This window comes from Streptosporangium sp. NPDC002524 (assembly GCF_040295985.1).
In the GTDB taxonomy this organism is placed as follows: Bacteria; Actinomycetota; Actinomycetes; order Streptosporangiales; family Streptosporangiaceae; genus Streptosporangium.
The window spans coordinates 287,187-304,023 of record NZ_JBEOWK010000001.1; the positions used below are offsets into that span (position 1 = coordinate 287,187).

General features: G+C 72.6%; 10 protein-coding genes. 1 reads left to right on the forward strand and 9 read right to left on the reverse strand.

All coding sequences use genetic code 11. The annotated features are described in order from the left end of the window. Window positions 1–54 precede the first annotated feature (54 nt). The 8 genes from ABT053_RS01175 to ABT053_RS01210 form a co-directional block, all read right to left on the reverse strand. On the reverse strand, window positions 55–2,781 hold the full coding sequence (locus ABT053_RS01175) for a sensor histidine kinase (RefSeq protein WP_350966778.1): 2,727 nt from the start codon (window positions 2,779–2,781) through the stop codon (window positions 55–57). A gap of 212 nt (window positions 2,782–2,993) precedes the next feature. Then, window positions 2,994–4,643: a prenyltransferase/squalene oxidase repeat-containing protein gene (locus ABT053_RS01180; RefSeq protein ID WP_350966779.1), complete on the reverse strand. Its 1,650-nt coding sequence runs from the start codon at window positions 4,641–4,643 to the stop codon at window positions 2,994–2,996. Next, the gene (locus tag ABT053_RS01185) at window positions 4,640–5,527 is read right to left on the reverse strand and encodes a terpene synthase family protein (RefSeq protein WP_350966780.1); all 888 of its coding nucleotides are present in this window, start codon (window positions 5,525–5,527) and stop codon (window positions 4,640–4,642) included. Before ABT053_RS01185 ends, ABT053_RS01180 begins: the two co-directional genes overlap by 4 nt. Further along, window positions 5,524–6,864 (reverse strand): cytochrome P450, encoded by a 1,341-nt coding sequence (locus ABT053_RS01190; protein ID WP_350966781.1) that lies wholly within the window; start codon window positions 6,862–6,864, stop codon window positions 5,524–5,526. Before ABT053_RS01190 ends, ABT053_RS01185 begins: the two co-directional genes overlap by 4 nt. Window positions 6,865–7,444: 580 nt before the next feature. Then, window positions 7,445–8,431 carry a methylmalonyl Co-A mutase-associated GTPase MeaB gene (gene meaB, locus ABT053_RS01195; protein WP_350966782.1) on the reverse strand — a complete coding sequence of 329 codons (987 nt, stop codon included), beginning with the start codon at window positions 8,429–8,431 and terminating at the stop codon, window positions 7,445–7,447. Further along, window positions 8,415–10,949, reverse strand: a complete 2,535-nt coding sequence (scpA, locus tag ABT053_RS01200) for a methylmalonyl-CoA mutase (RefSeq protein WP_350966783.1) — start codon at window positions 10,947–10,949, stop codon at window positions 8,415–8,417. The genes meaB and scpA overlap by 17 nt, the downstream gene beginning before the upstream one ends. Further along, complete coding sequence (locus ABT053_RS01205) at window positions 10,946–13,057, reverse strand: methylmalonyl-CoA mutase family protein (RefSeq protein WP_350966784.1); 2,112 nt, start codon at window positions 13,055–13,057, stop codon at window positions 10,946–10,948. Before ABT053_RS01205 ends, scpA begins: the two co-directional genes overlap by 4 nt. A 310-nt stretch (window positions 13,058–13,367) precedes the next feature. Beyond that, entirely contained in the window at window positions 13,368–14,135 is a 768-nt protein-coding gene (locus tag ABT053_RS01210) for a peptidoglycan recognition protein family protein (protein WP_350966786.1), read from the reverse strand. 223 nt (window positions 14,136–14,358) lie between these two features. On the opposite strand from ABT053_RS01210, the gene ABT053_RS01215 reads away from it, so the two are divergent. After that, on the forward strand, window positions 14,359–15,855 hold the full coding sequence (locus tag ABT053_RS01215; RefSeq protein WP_350966787.1) for a serine/threonine-protein kinase: 1,497 nt from the start codon (window positions 14,359–14,361) through the stop codon (window positions 15,853–15,855). Here the strand turns inward: ABT053_RS01215 and ABT053_RS01220 are convergent. Continuing rightward, entirely contained in the window at window positions 15,821–16,798 is a 978-nt protein-coding gene (locus tag ABT053_RS01220; RefSeq protein WP_350966788.1) for a DMT family transporter, read from the reverse strand. The two genes, ABT053_RS01215 and ABT053_RS01220, sit on opposite strands and share 35 nt — an antisense overlap. Between the last annotated feature and the right edge of the window lie 39 nt (window positions 16,799–16,837).

Below are 16,837 nucleotides of genomic sequence, written 5' to 3' on the forward strand. Positions count from 1 at the left end.
CGGCGGCTCGTCGGCGCCTGCCTGGCACGCGCGTCTTGGGGTCGTCCACGGGGATCACACGGCGGGCCCGCCCTCGTCCACCGGCTCGCCCTCGTGGTCGAGCAGCTGGGCGGCCTCGTCGCGGCCTCGGCGCGTACCGGCCTGGAAGGACGACATGGCCGCGCGGATCATCTCCGGCGAGCGCTCCTCGGCGTCGCCGGGCGGGGGCGGGGCCACGGGCTCGTCCTCCTGCAGCGGGGCGGCGAGGTGGGTCTGCGGGACGCGCCTCGGCAGGCCACCCGGGGTGTGGCTGCTGTCGGGCGGGGGCAGCACGGGCGGCAGCGACGTACCGGAGCCGCCCGGACGTGTGTGGGCGCCGGAGTCGTCGAGGCCCCCGCCGGGAGCGACCGGCGTGACGGGAGATCCGGGGCTCGTGAAATCGGGCAGCCGGCCGGGAGGCCCGGTCTCGGGCATCTGCCTGAGCGCCGAGGGGTCGGCGAAGCGGCCGGGGAACGTCGGGTCGGTGAAACCCTCCGCGGGCGCGGGCCCGGCGGAATGCCGCCCGGAGGGCGCCTGGTCCGCGAGACCGGCGAGCGGGCCGGGGTCCGGGGTACGGCCGGAGTGCGCGGGGGGGACGAGAAGGCCGGGGTCGGCGAACCCGCCGGAGGGCGCGGGGCCCGCCGGACGCGGCCTGCCGTTGGCGGGCGACGCGGGCTCCCGCGCTTCGGGCCCGGCGCCGGGAACGTGCTCGGCGACGACCTCCCCCTCCGCCCCCGGGGGCCGCCCGGGGCCGCCGGTGACGCCGATCGGGTCGCCCACCCTGCCGCGGACCGCGGTGACCGCGGAGGTGGTGCCGTTCATCTCCGAGCTGCTCGCCGGGCGTGCCTGCGGCACGCCGACCCCGACGGCGGGGTCCGGCTCCTCGCTGATCAGCTCCTGCGGGATGAGGACGACGACGGTCGTGCCCCCGTACGGGGAGGACTTGAAGGTCACCCGGATGTCGTGCCGTTCGGCCAGGCGGCTGACGACGTACAGGCCGAGGCGGGCGTTGCCGGAGAGCTTGAGCTCCGGGGGGTTGGCGATCCGCTCGTTGGCGTCCGCGATGTCCGCGGGACTCATGCCCAGGCCCCGGTCCTCGATCTCCAGCGCGTAGCCGTGGGCCACCAGGTATCCGCCGACCTGCACCGTCGTGTAGGGCGGGGAGAAGGAGGCGGCGTTCTCGACGAGCTCGGCGACCAGGTGGATGACGTCGCTCACCGCCCGGCCGTCCAGCGAGACCTCTCCCAGGGGCATCACGTCGACCCGGGTGTAGTCCTCGATCTCGGCGAGGGAGCCGCGGACCACGTCGATCATCGGGACCGCGTCGCGCCAGGCGCGGCCCGGCGCCGCGCCGGAGAGCACGAGGAGGTTCTCCGCGTAGCGCCGCATGCGGGTCGCCAGGTGGTCGAGCCTGAACAGGTCGCGCAGCTCCTGCGGGTCGTTCTCGCGCCGTTCCATGACGTCGAGCACGCTCAGCTGGCGGTGCACGAGCGACTGGGTGCGGCGGGCGAGGTTGCGCAGGATGTCGGCGATGTCGCGGCGCAGCTGGGCCTGCTCCACCGCGACCTTGATGGCGGTCCGCTGCACGGCGTTGAACGCCTGGCCGACCTGCCCGATCTGGTCGTCCCCGAACTTGAGGGGAGGCGCCTCCGTCGCGATGTCCACCACCTGCCCGTGGCCGATCCGCTCGACCACGGCGGGCAGCCGCTCGTTGGCGAGCTCCCAGGCGGCGGCCCGCAGCTTCTCCAGCTGCTGGACCAGGGCGCGGGCGGTGGTGATGGCCAGGACGACCGAGGCGATGACGGCCACGAGACCCAGGCCGCCGGCGAGCGCGAGCCGCACGATGACGCCGACGGCGACCGGGCCCGACCGCTCGACCACTCCGCTGCCGGCCGTGAGCACGGTCTCCTTGAACTTGGTCTGCGCGAACTGGGCGTCGGAGCTCCACCCCGCGACGTCGATCACTCCGGCCGACACCGCGTTCTGGTCCTCGATCAGCTGGTTCTCCATGACGCGCAGCCGGGTGAACTGCTCGCCGGCGGTCATCCGCCGGTAGGCCTCCTGGTCGGCGAGGGGCAGCTCGGCCACCGCCCGTTCGATGAGGAAGCCCCGCATGCCGACCAGCTGCGTGAACCTGACCTGCTCCCCGTCGGCGAACCGGCCCGCCGTCAGGGCGCCCATCACCAGGGCGTCCTCCTGGGACAGGATGTCCCGGGCCCGGTTCATCGTGATGAGCGTACGGGTGTCCTTGGCGAGCTCATCGTCGTCCAGCGTCGCCAGCGAGTCGTAGAGGCGGAAGATCGAGTCGATGATGGCGGCGAACTCCGCCGCCGCCCAGGTCCGGTTGACCCGGCCGGCGTCGATCGCCTTGCGCGCGGCGGACAGGTCGGCCGTCAACTGGTTGGTCTCGCCGATCCGCTGCTCCAGGGAGGGGCTTCCCAGCAGTGCCACCCCGCTGCCGCCGGTGAGCTTCCGGAAGTTCGCGTCGGCGGCGTCGGTGCGCTTCCGCTGGGAGGCCATCGCCTCGCGCCGCTGGCGTTCCCCGCCGACCGAGCTCAGGGTGATCGCGGTCAGCCGTCGCTCGGCCTGCAGCTCGACGAGGAGCCGCTCGGTCGGATCGGCCACCTCGGTGTTGAGGGTCGCCACGCCCAGCATGTTCAGACCGTCACGAACCGTCACCCATGCCGTGAACGCCCAGAGCGCGGCGAGCGACACCAGAAGTGCCGTGACCTTGATCCGCAAGCTCGCGTTACGCAAGCGCATGGTATCCACCCCGGGAAGCAGAAAGAAAATAGACGGCATTTTTCGTGGCGGTTGACACAAACTGGTCAAACAAGTCAAACGTTCGCCACGTCGCTGAGATCAGCGGGACGCCCCACATCACACCCGCCGAACCTTAGCAATGTCACTAAAAACCCTCAAGGCGGACAGAGTAGATGCGCCCTGGTGTCCTGTTTTGAATTCACGGTCAATTCTCAATACGAGTCGTCCCCCGTAATGGCGAGCGCGCGTCGTGCCAGGTGGAGCGCGCCCAGAACGGCCGCCCTGACGATCGCAACCGGTAGATACAGGTCCTTGTCCACCCAAAGCGATGGCGTCTCACCGTCACGGGCGGCCAGCAGGTGGCGGTATCCGCGCTCCACGGCCTCCCGCCACCGCCCGTCCCGCGCCGCGCCGGCCAGCAACAGGGTCTGCAGCGCGTAGGCGGTCTCCTCCGCGGTGCCCTCCCAGAGACCCCACGACCCGTTCCCGCGCTGGGTGCCGAGCACCCAGTCCACGGCACCGCCCACCGCGCCCGCCGACTCCCCGCCGCCGAACTCGCGCAGCGCGATCGCGCAGCAGGCCGTGGCGTAGTACGGCGAGACGTGCCAGCGGTCCGTCCAGCTGCCGTCCGCCTCCTGGCGGTCGCGCAACCAGGCCCCCAGCTTGGCGACGACGGCCTCGTGGCGGGGCTCTCCCCCGCACCGGCGCCGGTACTCGCCGAAGGCGTCGAGCACGTGCGCGTTGGTCGTCGGGGACATCCCCTCCTCCCCGCGCCAGGTGCAGAAGTGGGTCTCCAGCTCGAACGGCCACAGCCCCTCCGGCTCGCGCGGCTCGCCGAGCAGCGCCAGCGCGTACAGGGTGACGGAGGTGGTGTCGGCGTCGGCGGGCAGGCCGGGACCCGTCGCGATCCCGCCGGGGCCGAGCCCGTCCCGCAGGCTCGCGACCAGCTCCGGCGGCGCGTCCACCGGGACTCCCGCGCGCCGCAGCCAGCTCAGCGTCCAGCCGCGCTCGAACACGGTGATCGGAAGGGTGCACGGCACCGGACCGCCGGAGGAGGCCACGACGGCCTCCAGGTACCGCCGTACGGCCGCCTCGTCCCCGGCCCTGCACGCGGCGCGCTCCCCGGCCCCGGCTCCGGGTCCCGGCTCGGGCGGCGCGGCCAGCCAGGCGGCGCTCGCCCCGGGCGAGGCCCCGACGGCCGCCATCCCGCCGGGCATCGGCGTGGGGAGGATCCCGGAGACGGCCGTCGCCTCCGGGCCCGCCACCTCGAGGGCGTGGACCAGCTTCTGCGGGATCGCCGCGCCCGACGCGAGCCGCGCCCTGACGATCGCCAGCTTGGCGCCGCCCATGCCCGGGGACGGTTCCGGTCCCTCCTCGTCGATCAGGGCGAGCAGGGACGCCACGATGAGCTCGACCGCGGGCGTGTCCGGCAGCCAGGCGGCCCGGAAGTGCCAGTTCCGGATGGCCTCCAGCCCGCGGCCGACGGCCTTGACGAGGAGCCCGCGGCTGGAGGAGGTGTCGCGCCCGAGCTCGGCCAGGAGCGCCTCGACCGCGCTCAGGGTGGGGACGAGGGTGTGCTCACCGGAGGGCGACCAGCCGCCGTCCGGCCGCTGGGTGGCGAGCAGGTACTCGACGCGCTCGGCGTGCCCGGCCAGCCACGGCGCCAGGCTCACCACCCGGCCGGTCTCGTACGGAGAGGCGGACACCTGGCCCCAGGGCTCGGCCAGCAGCCCGGCGATCAGCGCGCGCGCCTCGGCGACCGCGTCGATCCCGGCGTCGATCCCCGGGCGGCCCTCCGTACGGACGCCGGCGCCGGTCTCCGCGCCGAACTCCGTGAAGGTGGACAGGCCGTCGACGCTCACAACGTCCCCCAGTAGTCGCCTACCTGGTAGAAGCCGGCGCAGAAGTCCATCTGCCGTTCCATGTAGCCCGCCAGCTCGGGGTGAGCGGCCCGCAGCGGGGCGATCAGCTCCCGGCTCCGGGCCGCGAGCCCGGTGATCCGCCGCTCCACCTCGGCGCGGCCGACGCCGAGCAGCAGGACGTTGAGGTCTCCCCAGGCGACGTCGCGTTCGTAGGTGCCCAGGTCGTTGAGCAGGCGGATGACCCGCTGCACGGCCCAGCCCGCCTCGCGCAGGGGGCCGACGTCCGCGACCGGGCCCGAGCCCGTGACGTGGATCCAGTGGGCGGCGAACACGTAGGAGAAGCCGAGGTTGCCGGCGTTGCCGAGATACTCCTCGAAGGCCGGGACGACCTTGTCGGTCTTCCAGCGCCACTCCGTGAGCATCCCGTCGAGCATGCGCTCCAGCTCGTCGCGCCAGACCGGCCCGAGTTCGGGGAACGCGGGCGAGGAGGCGAGCTCGTCGCGGATGTCGCCGAGCATGCGGGTGAGGTCGTCACCGGGAACCGGCGCGGCTCCCCCCGCCACGTCCAGGCACCGCCGGGCGATGTCCTCCACCTCGGACGACGAGGTGGCGACGTAGTCGACGAGCCAGTCCAGGCCGAACGCCCAGAGGGAGGTCTTGTTCGCCACCCGCAGCTGCTCGGCGCTGAACCACGGCCCGCCGAACGCCATGGCGAGCGAGAGCGTGCTGTACAGGGCCGCGTCGAACGGTTTCGCGGAGAACAGGCCGGGATAGGTCTCCGCCCACCCGCGCATGTCCCGCTGGGACCGTCCGGCACGGGCGCAGATCGCCCCGGCCTCGGCGGCCTCCGGCCGTGCACCGGGACCGGGTTGTGCCACGGTCACAGGACCCCGCTCCGATCGCGCCCGGCGCAGGACATGCTCAGCTCGACCTTCTGCCGGGGACGCAGCGAGGCGGTCCACCCCGTGGTGAACGGCCCGGGAGTGCGAACCGACAGACGGAAGCGGCCGAGGATGCTCGCGACGATGAGCGGCGCCACGACGTTGAACAGATGCTCCCCCAGGCATCTGTGCGGGCCGCCGCCGAAGGGGAAGTAGGCGTATCTGTGCCGGCGTCCTTCGCTCTCGGACCTGCCGGGCGCGAACCGCTCGGGGTCGAACTCGTCCGGGCGCTCCCAGAACTCCTCCAGCCGCTGCGTGGCGTAAGGACTGATCACCAGCGTCGAACCGCTCCTGATCCGCACACCGCCGATCTCCGCGTCCTCCACGGCCACGCGGGGGAGGAGCCAGCCCGCCGGGTACATGCGCAGGGTCTCCTGGAGGACCATGCGGGTGTAGCGGAGGTCCGGGAGGTGCCCGGGACGCACCGGCCCCGCGCCGACGACGTCGTCGATCTCCGCCTGAAGCCTGGCCGCGACGTCCGGGTGCCGGTCCAGCAGCGGCCACAGCCAGGTGAGGATCGTGGCGGTGGTCTCCGACGACGCGGCGTACACGCTGACCAGGGCGTCGCGGATCTGCTTGGCGTCGAGCCGTTCGCCGTTCTCGTCGACGGAGCGGCAGAGCACGGAGATGACGTCGGCACCGTCGTCGGGAGTGGCCATCGCCTTGCGGACGACCGGGGAGACCACGTCGTCGATCGCCTTGACCGCCTTCAGGAAGGCCCGGTCGCCGGGGATGCGCACGAAATACGGTACGAACGGCATGAGGATGCGGTAGACGAGCGAGCGGGAGGCCGTCTCCAGGGCGGGGTTGATGCGCTCCCCGTCGTGCCTGTTCAGCTTGTCGCCGAACAGCGTGCGGTTGACGATGTAGCCGAGGATGTCCGACATCTCCGCGCCACCATCGATTTTCCGACCGGCCCGGACGTGCTCGTCCCACTCCTCGACGCGCCCCGCGACACGATCGGCCATCTCGTCGGCGATCGTGGCGATGTACTGCGGGGTGAACAGGGGCTGCAGAATCTTCCGGCTGTTCCGCCAGTGCTCGCCGTCCGTCAGAATGCTGTCTCCGAACAGCCTCTCCAGGGGGCGCCAGAACATCCCCTGACGCTGGTAATTCGTCCATTCGGTGCGTACCACCTGCTGGACGTGATCGGGGTGGGTGACCAGGTACGGGCGGAACGGCCCCAGTTCCAGCCGTACCACCTCTCCGTCGGCCTGTTGTGCGAATCCCGCGAGCGCCGCCGCAGGTTCGCGCAGGAACTCCGGCAGGGCCCGGCGCATCGGAACGGATCTCGCCCGGCGACCGGTATGGACGTGCGCGTCCATGGACATAGGCAAACGTCTCCCACCTCGTGTGACGTGAATTCACGCAGCACGAGACAACCGCTCGCACGAGTGGGTGCGGCGGTCTTCGGAAACGGGACATCCCACATGTCCTGTTCCCACCCGGTGCGTGGATAAGGACTGGTCAACCGACGGATCAGGGGCCGATCGGCCGACAATCCCGGGGCGCTCCGGGTCCTCCTCGCCTGTCTCATTCTGCGTTTTACACGCTAAAGCGCATCACATCACAACTTTAGTTAATCTTCGCACGAAGTATCACATGACCTGCTAGAAGTGATCAAGGTCGTATAGAATATAAATCTTGCCACTTTCGGACACGAGCCTCGTTAACATCCGCTTAACATCGGCGTTTTAATGGTGGATCAGGCGCCAATCGCGCGATGACCTGGCGTAGCCCAAAGTGACGGCGGGCCCGGAGCCGTCGGCCCTCCTCGATGAAGGCCGCCCGGGACCGACGGCCCTCCTCGGTGAAGACCGTCTGGGGCCGACCGTCCTCGGCGAAGAGCGCCCAGGGCCGTCAGCCCTCCTTGGTGAAGGCCGCGAGGATGCGGTCGGCGGCCAGCGACGGGGTGAGGGTGCCCTCCTGGACCTCGCGTTCCACCCCGGCGACGATCGCCGCGACCTCGGGGTGCTCGCGCAGCCGGGTGAGCAGCCTGTCGGTGATCAGGGCCCAGGTCCAGCGGACCTGCTGGCGGCGGCGGCGCTCGGCGAGCTCCCCCGAGGCCTCCAGGGCGTCGCGGTGCCGGACGACCCGCTCCCAGAGCTCGTCCAGCCCGTTGCCGGTGAGCCCGCTGCAGGTGAGCACCGGGGGCGTCCGCTCCGCGCCCAGCAGGCGGAGCGCCCCGGCGAGCTCCCTGGCGGCCTTGCGCGCGTCCAGCTCGTGGGGGCTGCCCTCGGACCCGTCGGCCTTGTTGATCGCGATCACGTCGGCGAGCTCCAGCACCCCCTTCTTGATGCCCTGGAGCTGGTCGCCCGTCCTGGCCAGGGTGAGCAGCAGGAAGGTGTCGACCATGTCGGCCACCGCGGTCTCGGACTGGCCGACGCCGACGGTCTCCACGAGGACGACGTCGTATCCGGCCGCCTCCACCACGACCATCGCCTCGCGGGTCGCCCTGGTGACCCCGCCCAGGGTGCCGGAGGTGGGCGAGGGGCGGATGAAGGCGTCCGGATCGACCGCCAGGCGGGACATCCTGGTCTTGTCGCCCAGGATGCTCCCGCCCGTACGCGTCGAGGACGGGTCGACGGCGAGCACCGCCACCCGGTGGCCCCGCCCGGTCAGCCGGGTGCCGAGCGCGTCGATGAACGTGGACTTGCCGACGCCGGGCACGCCGGTGATGCCGACCCTGCGCGCCGCGCCGCCGAGGGGGGTCAGCTCCGCCAGCAGCCGCTGGGCCAGGTCCCGGTGGTCGGCCCGGGAGGACTCCACCAGCGTGATCGCCCGCGCGATCCACGCCACGGACCCCTCCTTCACCCCCTGGACGTAGTCCTCAAGCGTCCGCGTCATGGCCCGGCCGGGTGAGAACGTCCGCGTCGTGGCCCGTCCCGGTGAGGGCGTCCGTGTCATGGCCCGGCCGGGTGAGAGCGTCCGTGTCATGGCCCGGCCGGGTGAGAGCGTCCGCGTCGTGGCCCAGCCGGGTGAGAGCGTCCGCGTCGTGGCCCAGCCGGGTGAGCAGGTCCGCCAGCAGGCCCCGGGCGGCGTCGGCGATCACGGTACCGGGCGGGAAGATCGCGCTCGCGCCCGCCACGCGCAGCGCGTCGAAGTCGCCCGGCGGGATGACCCCGCCGACCACGATCATGATGTCGTCGGCGCCCAGCGCGGTGAGCGCCTCGCGGAGCGCGGGCACGAGCGTGAGGTGCCCGGCGGCGAGCGAGTTCACGCCCACCACGTGCACGTCGGCCTCGACCGCCTGGCGGGCGACCTCGTCGGGCGTCTGGAACAGCGGGCCGACGTCCACGTCGAAGCCGAGGTCGGCGAAGGCCGTGGCGATCACCTTCTGGCCCCGGTCGTGGCCGTCCTGGCCCATCTTCGCCACCAGGATGCGGGGACGGCGGCCCTCCAGGCGCTCGAACTCGGCGCAGGCCGCGCGGACTCCGTCCACGCCCGATCCCACCTCCTCGCGATAGACCCCGGTGATCGTACGGATCTGCGCCGCGTGCCGCCCGAACACCCGCTCCAGCGCGTCGGAGATCTCCCCGACCGTGGCCATCGCGCGGGCCGCCTCGATCGACAGCGCGAGGAGGTTGCCGTCGCCCGCGGCACCCTTCGTGAGCGCGGTGAGCGCCTCCTCCACCCGGTCGGGGTCGCGCTCCTCGCGCAGGCGGCGCAGCTTCTCCAGCTGCTGGGCGCGTACCGAGGTGTTGTCGACCTTCAGCACCTCGATGGGCTCGTCGACGTCGAGCCGGTACTTGTTGATCCCGATGACCGGCTGGCGCCCGGAGTCGATGCGCGCCTGGGTGCGGGCGGCGGCCTCCTCGATGCGCAGCTTCGGCAGGCCCTGGTCGATCGCCCTGGCCATGCCCCCGGCGGCCTCGACCTCCTCGATGTGGCCCCACGCCCTGGTGGCCAGCTCGTGGGTGAGCCGCTCGACGTAGTAGGAGCCGCCCCAGGGGTCGATCACCCGGCAGGTGCCCGACTCCTGCTGGAGCAGCAGCTGGGTGTTGCGGGCGATCCGCGCGGAGAAGTCGGTGGGCAGGGCGAGCGCCTCGTCGAGGGCGTTGGTGTGCAGCGACTGGGTGTGGCCCTGGGTGGCGGCCATCGCCTCGACGCAGGTGCGGACGACGTTGTTGTAGACGTCCTGGGCGGTGAGCGACCAGCCGGAGGTCTGCGAGTGGGTCCGCAGCGAGAGCGACTTGGGGTTCTTCGCCCCGAACCCGGCCACCAGCCGCGCCCAGAGCAGCCGCGCCGCCCGCAGCTTGGCGACCTCCATGAAGAAGTTCATGCCGATGCACCAGAAGAACGACAGGCGCGGCGCGAAGGCGTCGATGTCCAGGCCCGTCCCGACGCCCGCCCGCAGGTACTCCACCCCGTCGGCGAGGGTGTAGGCCAGCTCCAGGTCGCACGTGGCCCCGGCCTCCTGGATGTGGTACCCGGAGATCGAGATCGAGTTGAACTTCGGCATCCTCTCGCTGGTGTACGCGAAGATGTCGGAGATGATCCGCATCGAGGGGCCCGGCGGGTAGATGTAGGTGTTGCGGACCATGAACTCCTTGAGGATGTCGTTCTGGATGGTCCCGGCGAGCTGCTCGGGGGCCACCCCCTGTTCCTCGGCGGCGACGACGTAGAGCGCGAGCACCGGGAGCACCGCGCCGTTCATGGTCATCGACACGCTCATCCTGTCGAGGGGGATCCCGTCGAACAGCTGCCGCATGTCGTAGATGGAGTCGATGGCCACGCCCGCCATGCCGACGTCCCCGGCCACCCTCGGGTGGTCGGAGTCGTAGCCCCGGTGGGTGGCCAGGTCGAAGGCGACCGACAGGCCCTTCTGCCCGGCGGCCAGGTTGCGCCGGTAGAAGGCGTTGGACTCGGCCGCGGTGGAGAACCCGGCGTACTGGCGGATGGTCCAGGGCTGGTTGACGTACATGGTCGGGTACGGGCCGCGCAGGAAGGGGGCCGCCCCGGGGTAGGTGTCGAGGGAGCCGAGCCCGGCCAGGTCGGCGGCGGTGTAGAGCGGCTTGACGCCGATCCCCTCGGGCGTCTCCCACACCAGGTCCCCGGGGTCGCTCCCGGTGGTCTCCCGCACGGACCGCGCCCAGGCCTCCAGTGCCTCCGGGCCGGGGGCCGGGGTTTCCGCACCGGGCCGGGCCTTCGTGTCGTGATCCGGAGCCTGGTCCGGGGCTTCCGCGCCGAGTCGGGCCGCCGGATCGGGATCCCGGGCCTGGTCCGGGGTCCCCGCGCCGGGCCGGGCCGTCAGGTCAGAAGCAGGGCCCTGGTCCGGGGTTCCCGCGTCGGGCCGGGCCCCCGGGCCGGGGGCCGGGGCAGCCGGGCGGGGGCCGAGTTCGATGCCGGAGAAGTCGGGAATCATCGAGCCACCCCCAGGTCGTCGAAGGTCGTCCGGAGCACGCCGAGCGCGTCGCACCCCGCGTAGAGGTTGGCGTCCACGCCCTCGAACTCTCCCTTCCCCGCCAGCCAGACCTTTACCGCCCCCGCGTCCCGCAGCGCGGCGGCCACCGCCTCGGCGTGCCCGGCGTACAGCCGGTCGCTGGAGCACAGGCACGCTATCTTCGCGCCTTCGGCGGTGAACGCGGCGGCGATCTCGCCGGGGTCCGTGACGGCGCCGCCGGTCACGGTGGCGATGCCGCCCGCCTGGAACAGGTTGGCCGCGAACGACGCCCTCGCGGTGTGCGCGGCCACCGGGCCGATGGTCGCCAGGAAGACCTTCGGGCGGGTCTCCTGGGCGTCGGCCAGGTCGCGCAGCGCCTCGAACTCCTGCGCGTAGTGCACCCCTGGGACCCCTGGGACCCCTGGGCTCCCTGAGTCCCCTGCGCTTCCGGCAGCCTCGGCGGGCCTGGGCCGCCTGTTGAGCGGTTTCTCGGCCAGATCGGGGAACTCGCTGACGCCGGTGATCGGGTCGCGGCGCCTGGCGATCGCGGCCGCGTGCCGCTCCCAGGTGGCGGCGAGCCGTTCCGCGACGAACCCGGAGGCGAGGGCGTCGGCCATGCCCCCGGCGCGCTCGATCTCCTGAAACCACGTCCAGGCCCGGCCCGCCAGGTCCTCGGTGAGCCGCTCCACGTAGAAGGAGCCCCCGGCCGGGTCGATCACCCGGGCCACCCCGGCCTCCTCCACGAGCAGCGACTGGGTGTTGCGGGCGATGCGGCGGGCGAAGGCGTCCGGCAGGCCGAGCCGGGCGTCGAAGGGCTGCACGGTCACCGCGTCGGCCCCGCCGGTCCCGGCCGCGAAGCAGGCGAGCGTGGTACGGAGCATGTTCACCCACGGGTCGCGGGCGGTCATCATGGCCGAGCTGGTCACCGCGTGCTGCCGCTGCGCCGCGCCGGAAACACCGGGAACACCGGAGACACCAGGGACGCCGGAGACACCGGGGGTTTCGGAGACCCCGCACACCTCGGCGACGCGGGCCCAGAGCCTGCGGGCGGCCCGGAGCTTGGCGATGGTGAGGAACTGGTCGGCGGTGGCGGCGTACCGGAACTCCAGCTGCCCAAACGCCTGCTCCATCGTCAGGCCGGCGCCCACCAGGGCCCGCAGCGCGGCGACCCCGGCGGCGACGGAGCAGCCGAGCTCCTCCGCGTCGCCGCCGCCCGCCTCGTGGTACGGGGTGGCGTCCACGACGACCGCCCTGAGCCCCGGGTGATCCTTGACGCAGCGGCGGGCCAGCTCGACCGCGGTCCGCGCGTCGGCGAGGACGTCGGCGCCGAGGTTCCCGGTGAGCACCACCGGTCCACCGCCGGGCGCGCGGCCGGGGCCGCCGTGAACCGCTCCCGGCCCGCCACCGGGAGCACCGGAACCGGAGGCAGTCCCGGGCTCACCGCCGGGACCACTGGGACCACCGGGACCACCGGGACCACCGGGACCACCGGGACCACCGGGACCACCGGGACCACCGGAGCCGGAGATCGTCCCAGGGCCACCGGACGCCGCCGTGCCCGATACCGCCGTGCCCGTGCCGCCGCCGGGCGTTCCGGCCGTGTCGCCGGAGGGCGGCCGGGCTCCCCGTTCCGCGGCGAGTGCGAAGAGCGCCTCGGCCGCCTCGCGGGTCCGCTTGCCCGCGTCGAGCGTGATCGAGACCAGGTCCAGGTAGACGGGCGCCAGGGCGCGGGGCAGGTCCTCGGGGGCGAGGGCGAGCCACAGCGAGGTGACGCCGTTCTCCAGGTCCGCCAGGATCGCCTCGGGATCGGGCTCCTCGTGGCGCTGCCGCACCTCCCAGCCGCCCGCGGGGCGGGAGCCGCGGACGTAGGGGGCGGCTCCGGGAAGGCCCGGGTCGCCGGGCAGGTCGGACGCGTCGTAGATCGGCGCGATCGTCACCCCGTCGTGGGTGGTGGAGGCCAGCGCCTCCTCGGGGGAGCCGGTCTCGACCCCGGACTTGCGCAACACCCCGAGCGCCAGCTCTCGCCACCGGTCACGGGTGACCGGTGGGAACTCGGCGGCCGATCGAGGGTCCTCAGGCGGCACCGTCATGCACCGGATACTAAGCGCCACCCCGCCGGAAACTCTCCCCGGGTTCGGGACGGATACCAACAGTGGGGTCAATAGGGGGTGTCCGCGGATCGTTCCGAAAGGGGGTCGTTAGGGGGTGAGGGGTCGCCGGGCGAGGCCGGGGGTCCTTGCGGAGCAGCCTGAGGTACCCGTACGAGCCGGCGGATCTCCATCGCGCGGGCGCCCCACCGGGGGTCCTGACAGGGGCTACGGGGAGGGTCCCGGAGCCCGGCCGAGGTCTTGCCGGGAAGCCTTCCGACAGAGGTCAGCGGGAGGCGTCCCGGGACAGGGATCAGCTGACGGGCTCCTGCCAGGTGGCGTCCCAGGTGGCGCGGTCGACGGCGCCGGTGACGGGCAGGTCCTTCTCCTTCTGGAACCTCCTGCAGACCTCGCTGGAGTCGGGGCCGTACAGGCCGTCGACGTCGATCGCCCAGCCCCGGTCGCTCATCTGCCGCTGCCAGGTGCGGACGTCCTCGCCCTTCATCACCGGCGGCTGCTTGAGGGTGCGGCCGGGGAAGGAGGGGTGCGGCTCCGGCGGGTTGGGGGCCCCGCCGGGACGGGGAGCGCCCCGCTTGACCCAGGCGTACAGGGGCTCGCCGGGGCAGCTGGTCGAGTAGCCGTCGCGGTGCCCCTTGATCTCCCTGCCCGCGCCGCCCTTGTCCCTGAGGTATTCGATGGCGTCCAGGATGCCGTGCAGGACGCCGTCGGTCGGCTTGGTGAACCCCGAGGAGCCGACCAGGCCGAGCACCGCGTAGTGGCCGCTGTTGAGCCCGGAGCCGTTGGCGGCCGGGACGTGGTGCGGGCCGCGGCCCTCGAAGACCTTCCGGTGCGGGCAGACCAGCATCGAGTAGCCGACGTCGATCCAGCCGTTGCCGTCCATGTGGTGGTTCTGGATGGATTTCACCAGCGCGACGCACTTGGCGTGGTCGTTCACGATGTCCGGGCTGACCTGGCCACCCGTGTAGTGGACCTTCACTCCCTTGGTGGAGGTGAGCCTGCTGTAGGAACCGCGCGGCTGGCGGGCGCCCCACTCACGGCGAGTAACGAGATCGATGGCCACGTACGTCTCCACTGTCTGAGTGATATTGCCCTACCGGAGCGTAATGGTTGGCACGACACCGTATGAGCCGTTAAACCATGATTCCCTGGCACGGTGTGGTGGGAAGGCGCTCCTGATGATCGTCGGGCAGCGAAACAGCCGTCCCTCTAACCTCGGCCGGACGCCCTAAACCGTTCGTCCATGACACCTCTCATCCCATAACAAGACGGATAGCCTTGCCTCCATGGTCACGACCCCCCTCACCCCTGGCGACCCGGCCAGGCTCGGCGCGTTCCAGCTGGCCGGGAGACTCGGTGAGGGCGGCCAGGGCGTCGTCTACCTCGCGCACGCGCCCAGCGGCGAGCGGGTGGCGGTGAAGGTGCTGTTCCGCGGCGACACCGCCTCACGGGCGCGGCTCGCCCGCGAGCTGTCCGCCCTGGAGAGCGTCGCCCCCTTCTGCACGGCGCGCGTGCTGACCGCCTCCGTGGACGGCCCTCTCCCGTACGTGGTCAGCGAGTTCGTCGACGGCCCCTCGCTGGAGGAGAGGATCCGCGAGCGGGGCCCGCTGCGCGGCGGCGAGCTGGAGCGCCTGGTGGTCGGTACGGCGACCGCGCTGGCGGCCATCCACGCCGCCGGGGTGGTGCACCGCGACTTCAAGCCCGGCAACGTGCTGCTCGGCCCCGACGGCCCCCGGGTGGTCGACTTCGGCATCGCCAGGGCGGAGAGCGCGGCCACCACCGCCTCCGGCCTGATCGGGACCCCCGCCTACCTGTCCCCCGAGCAGATCAACGGGGCTCCCGCCTCGCCCGCCTCCGACGTGTTCGGCTGGGCGGCCACCATGCTCTGCGCGGCGAGCGGCAGGTCCCCCTTCGGGGCCGACACCGTTCCGGCCGTGCTGAACCGGATCGTCAACCACCACCCGGACCTGTCGTCCCTGCCTCCCGCGTTCGCGGGGCTGATCGCCTCCTGCCTGGACAAGGATCCCGCCCGGCGGCCGACGGCCCGCGCGCTGATGGTCGGCCTCGTCGCCCCGGACGCGGCCTTCGGCCCGGGTGCGGCCGACCCCTCCGCCGAGTCCGTCGAGAACCTGGCCAGGATCGGCAGCCGGATCGCCGCCCCTCCGGGACGGTCGGCGGTCACCACCCAGGAGCCCCGTCGCGGTTCCCGGGGGATCGTCGTCGGCGCGGTCCTCGTCACGGTGTCCCTGCTGGTGGCCGCGGGGATCGCCGGCTGGTTCGTGCTGAACGCCCCCGAGACCGTCGTCGGGGGCACCGGCCGGGCGACGCCGTCCCCCTCCACCCCGTCACCCTCGACACCGTCGTCCTCCCCGTCCCCGTCTCCGTCCTCGTCCTCGTCCGGGAGCGACGCCCCGTCCACTCCTGAGCCCTCCGAAACGGAGGGAGGCGAAGGTGAGATCCCCGCCCCCTTCGCCGGAACGTGGGCCGGCGACGGCGTCACCTCCAGCAGCCCGTTGTCCTCCGGCACGAAACGGATCGAGGTCACGCTCAAGGAGGGCGACGACGGGGCCGAGTGGGCGGAGCCGGGCAGCGGCTGCAAGGGGCGGATCGCCCTGGCCAAGGTCACCGCCGACGAGCTGACCTTCACCCTCGGCTCCGGCACCGGTTGCGTCCCCGGCACCGTGTGGCTCAAGCGCAAGGGCGAGGCCCTGACCTACACCTGGAAGGACGTCCCCGGCCCCGAGCTGGTCACCGAGACCGGCGACCTGACCAGGAACCGATGACGCCCTGGCCGGTCATGATGCCGACGACGACGATCACCGCCCCCACGGGCTGGTTCCACGCCAACGTCTCGCCCAGGACGACCACCCCGAGGACGACGCCCACCAGCGGGGTCAGGTACGTCACCGTCGAGGCGGTCGCCGCCCCCCAGCGGGCGATGACCGAGGTGTTCCACACGTAGGCGAGCCCCGTGCCGAAGACGCCCAGGGCGGCCATGCTCGCCACGACGGGGAGGTCCAGGCGTACGGGGCCGGTGGCCAGCAGCGGGCCCATCGCGAGCATGGCCAGGGCTGCCACGGTGACCTGGGCAGCGGCGATCGTGGGGGCGTCGTGGCCGTACGCCAGGACGAAGCGCCGCGTGTAGGCGAAGGAGAGCCCGTAGCAGAACGTCGCGCCCAGGCAGGCGGCCTGCGCCCACCAGGGACCGGTCGCCGCGCCCAGGTTCCACGGGGCCAGCACGACGACGACACCGGCGGCGCCGAGCAGCAGACCGAGCACCCCGGCCGCGCCGAGGCGTTCCTGCCGCAGCGCGGCCAGGGTCACGAGCATCGTCATCAGGGGCGTCGTGGCGTTGTAGATGCTGGACAGCCCCGAGGGGATGTACTGCCCGGCCCAGGCGAACAGCAGGAACGGCACCACGCACAGGATCAGGGCGATCACCCCCATGTGCGCCCAGAACACCGGCTGTCGCGGCCACCTCCGGCGGGTGACCAGCATGATCACGTTGAGGGCGAGCGCCCCCAGCGCGAGGCGCCCCAGCACCGTCTGGGCGGGCGAGAGGCCGGTGAGCGCCATCTTGATGAACAGGAAGCTGGCCCCCCAGGTCAGGGCCAGGGCGAGGTACTGGGCGAGGACGGACCGGCCCGCGGAGGACGGCGCGGCGCCGGTCACCGACGGGGACGGGGACGGGGACGGGGAGATGGTTCCTGCACGGGCACGGGTCACGGGGACAGTCTCGCCACCGCCCGGATCATGCGTCCAATG

Excerpts from the sequence above, each read along its gene's own strand:
- ABT053_RS01175 (WP_350966778.1), bottom strand. The coding sequence starts at position 2,781 with ATGCGCTTGCGTAACGCGAGCTTGCGGATCAAGGTCACGGCACTTCTG.
- ABT053_RS01190 (WP_350966781.1), bottom strand. The coding sequence starts at position 6,864 with ATGCGCCGGGCCCTGCCGGAGTTCCTGCGCGAACCTGCGGCGGCGCTC.
- meaB (WP_350966782.1), bottom strand. The coding sequence starts at position 8,431 with ATGACGCGGACGCTTGAGGACTACGTCCAGGGGGTGAAGGAGGGGTCC.
- scpA (WP_350966783.1), bottom strand. The coding sequence starts at position 10,949 with ATGATTCCCGACTTCTCCGGCATCGAACTCGGCCCCCGCCCGGCTGCC.
- ABT053_RS01205 (WP_350966784.1), bottom strand. The coding sequence starts at position 13,057 with ATGACGGTGCCGCCTGAGGACCCTCGATCGGCCGCCGAGTTCCCACCG.
- ABT053_RS01215 (WP_350966787.1), top strand. The coding sequence starts at position 14,359 with ATGGTCACGACCCCCCTCACCCCTGGCGACCCGGCCAGGCTCGGCGCG.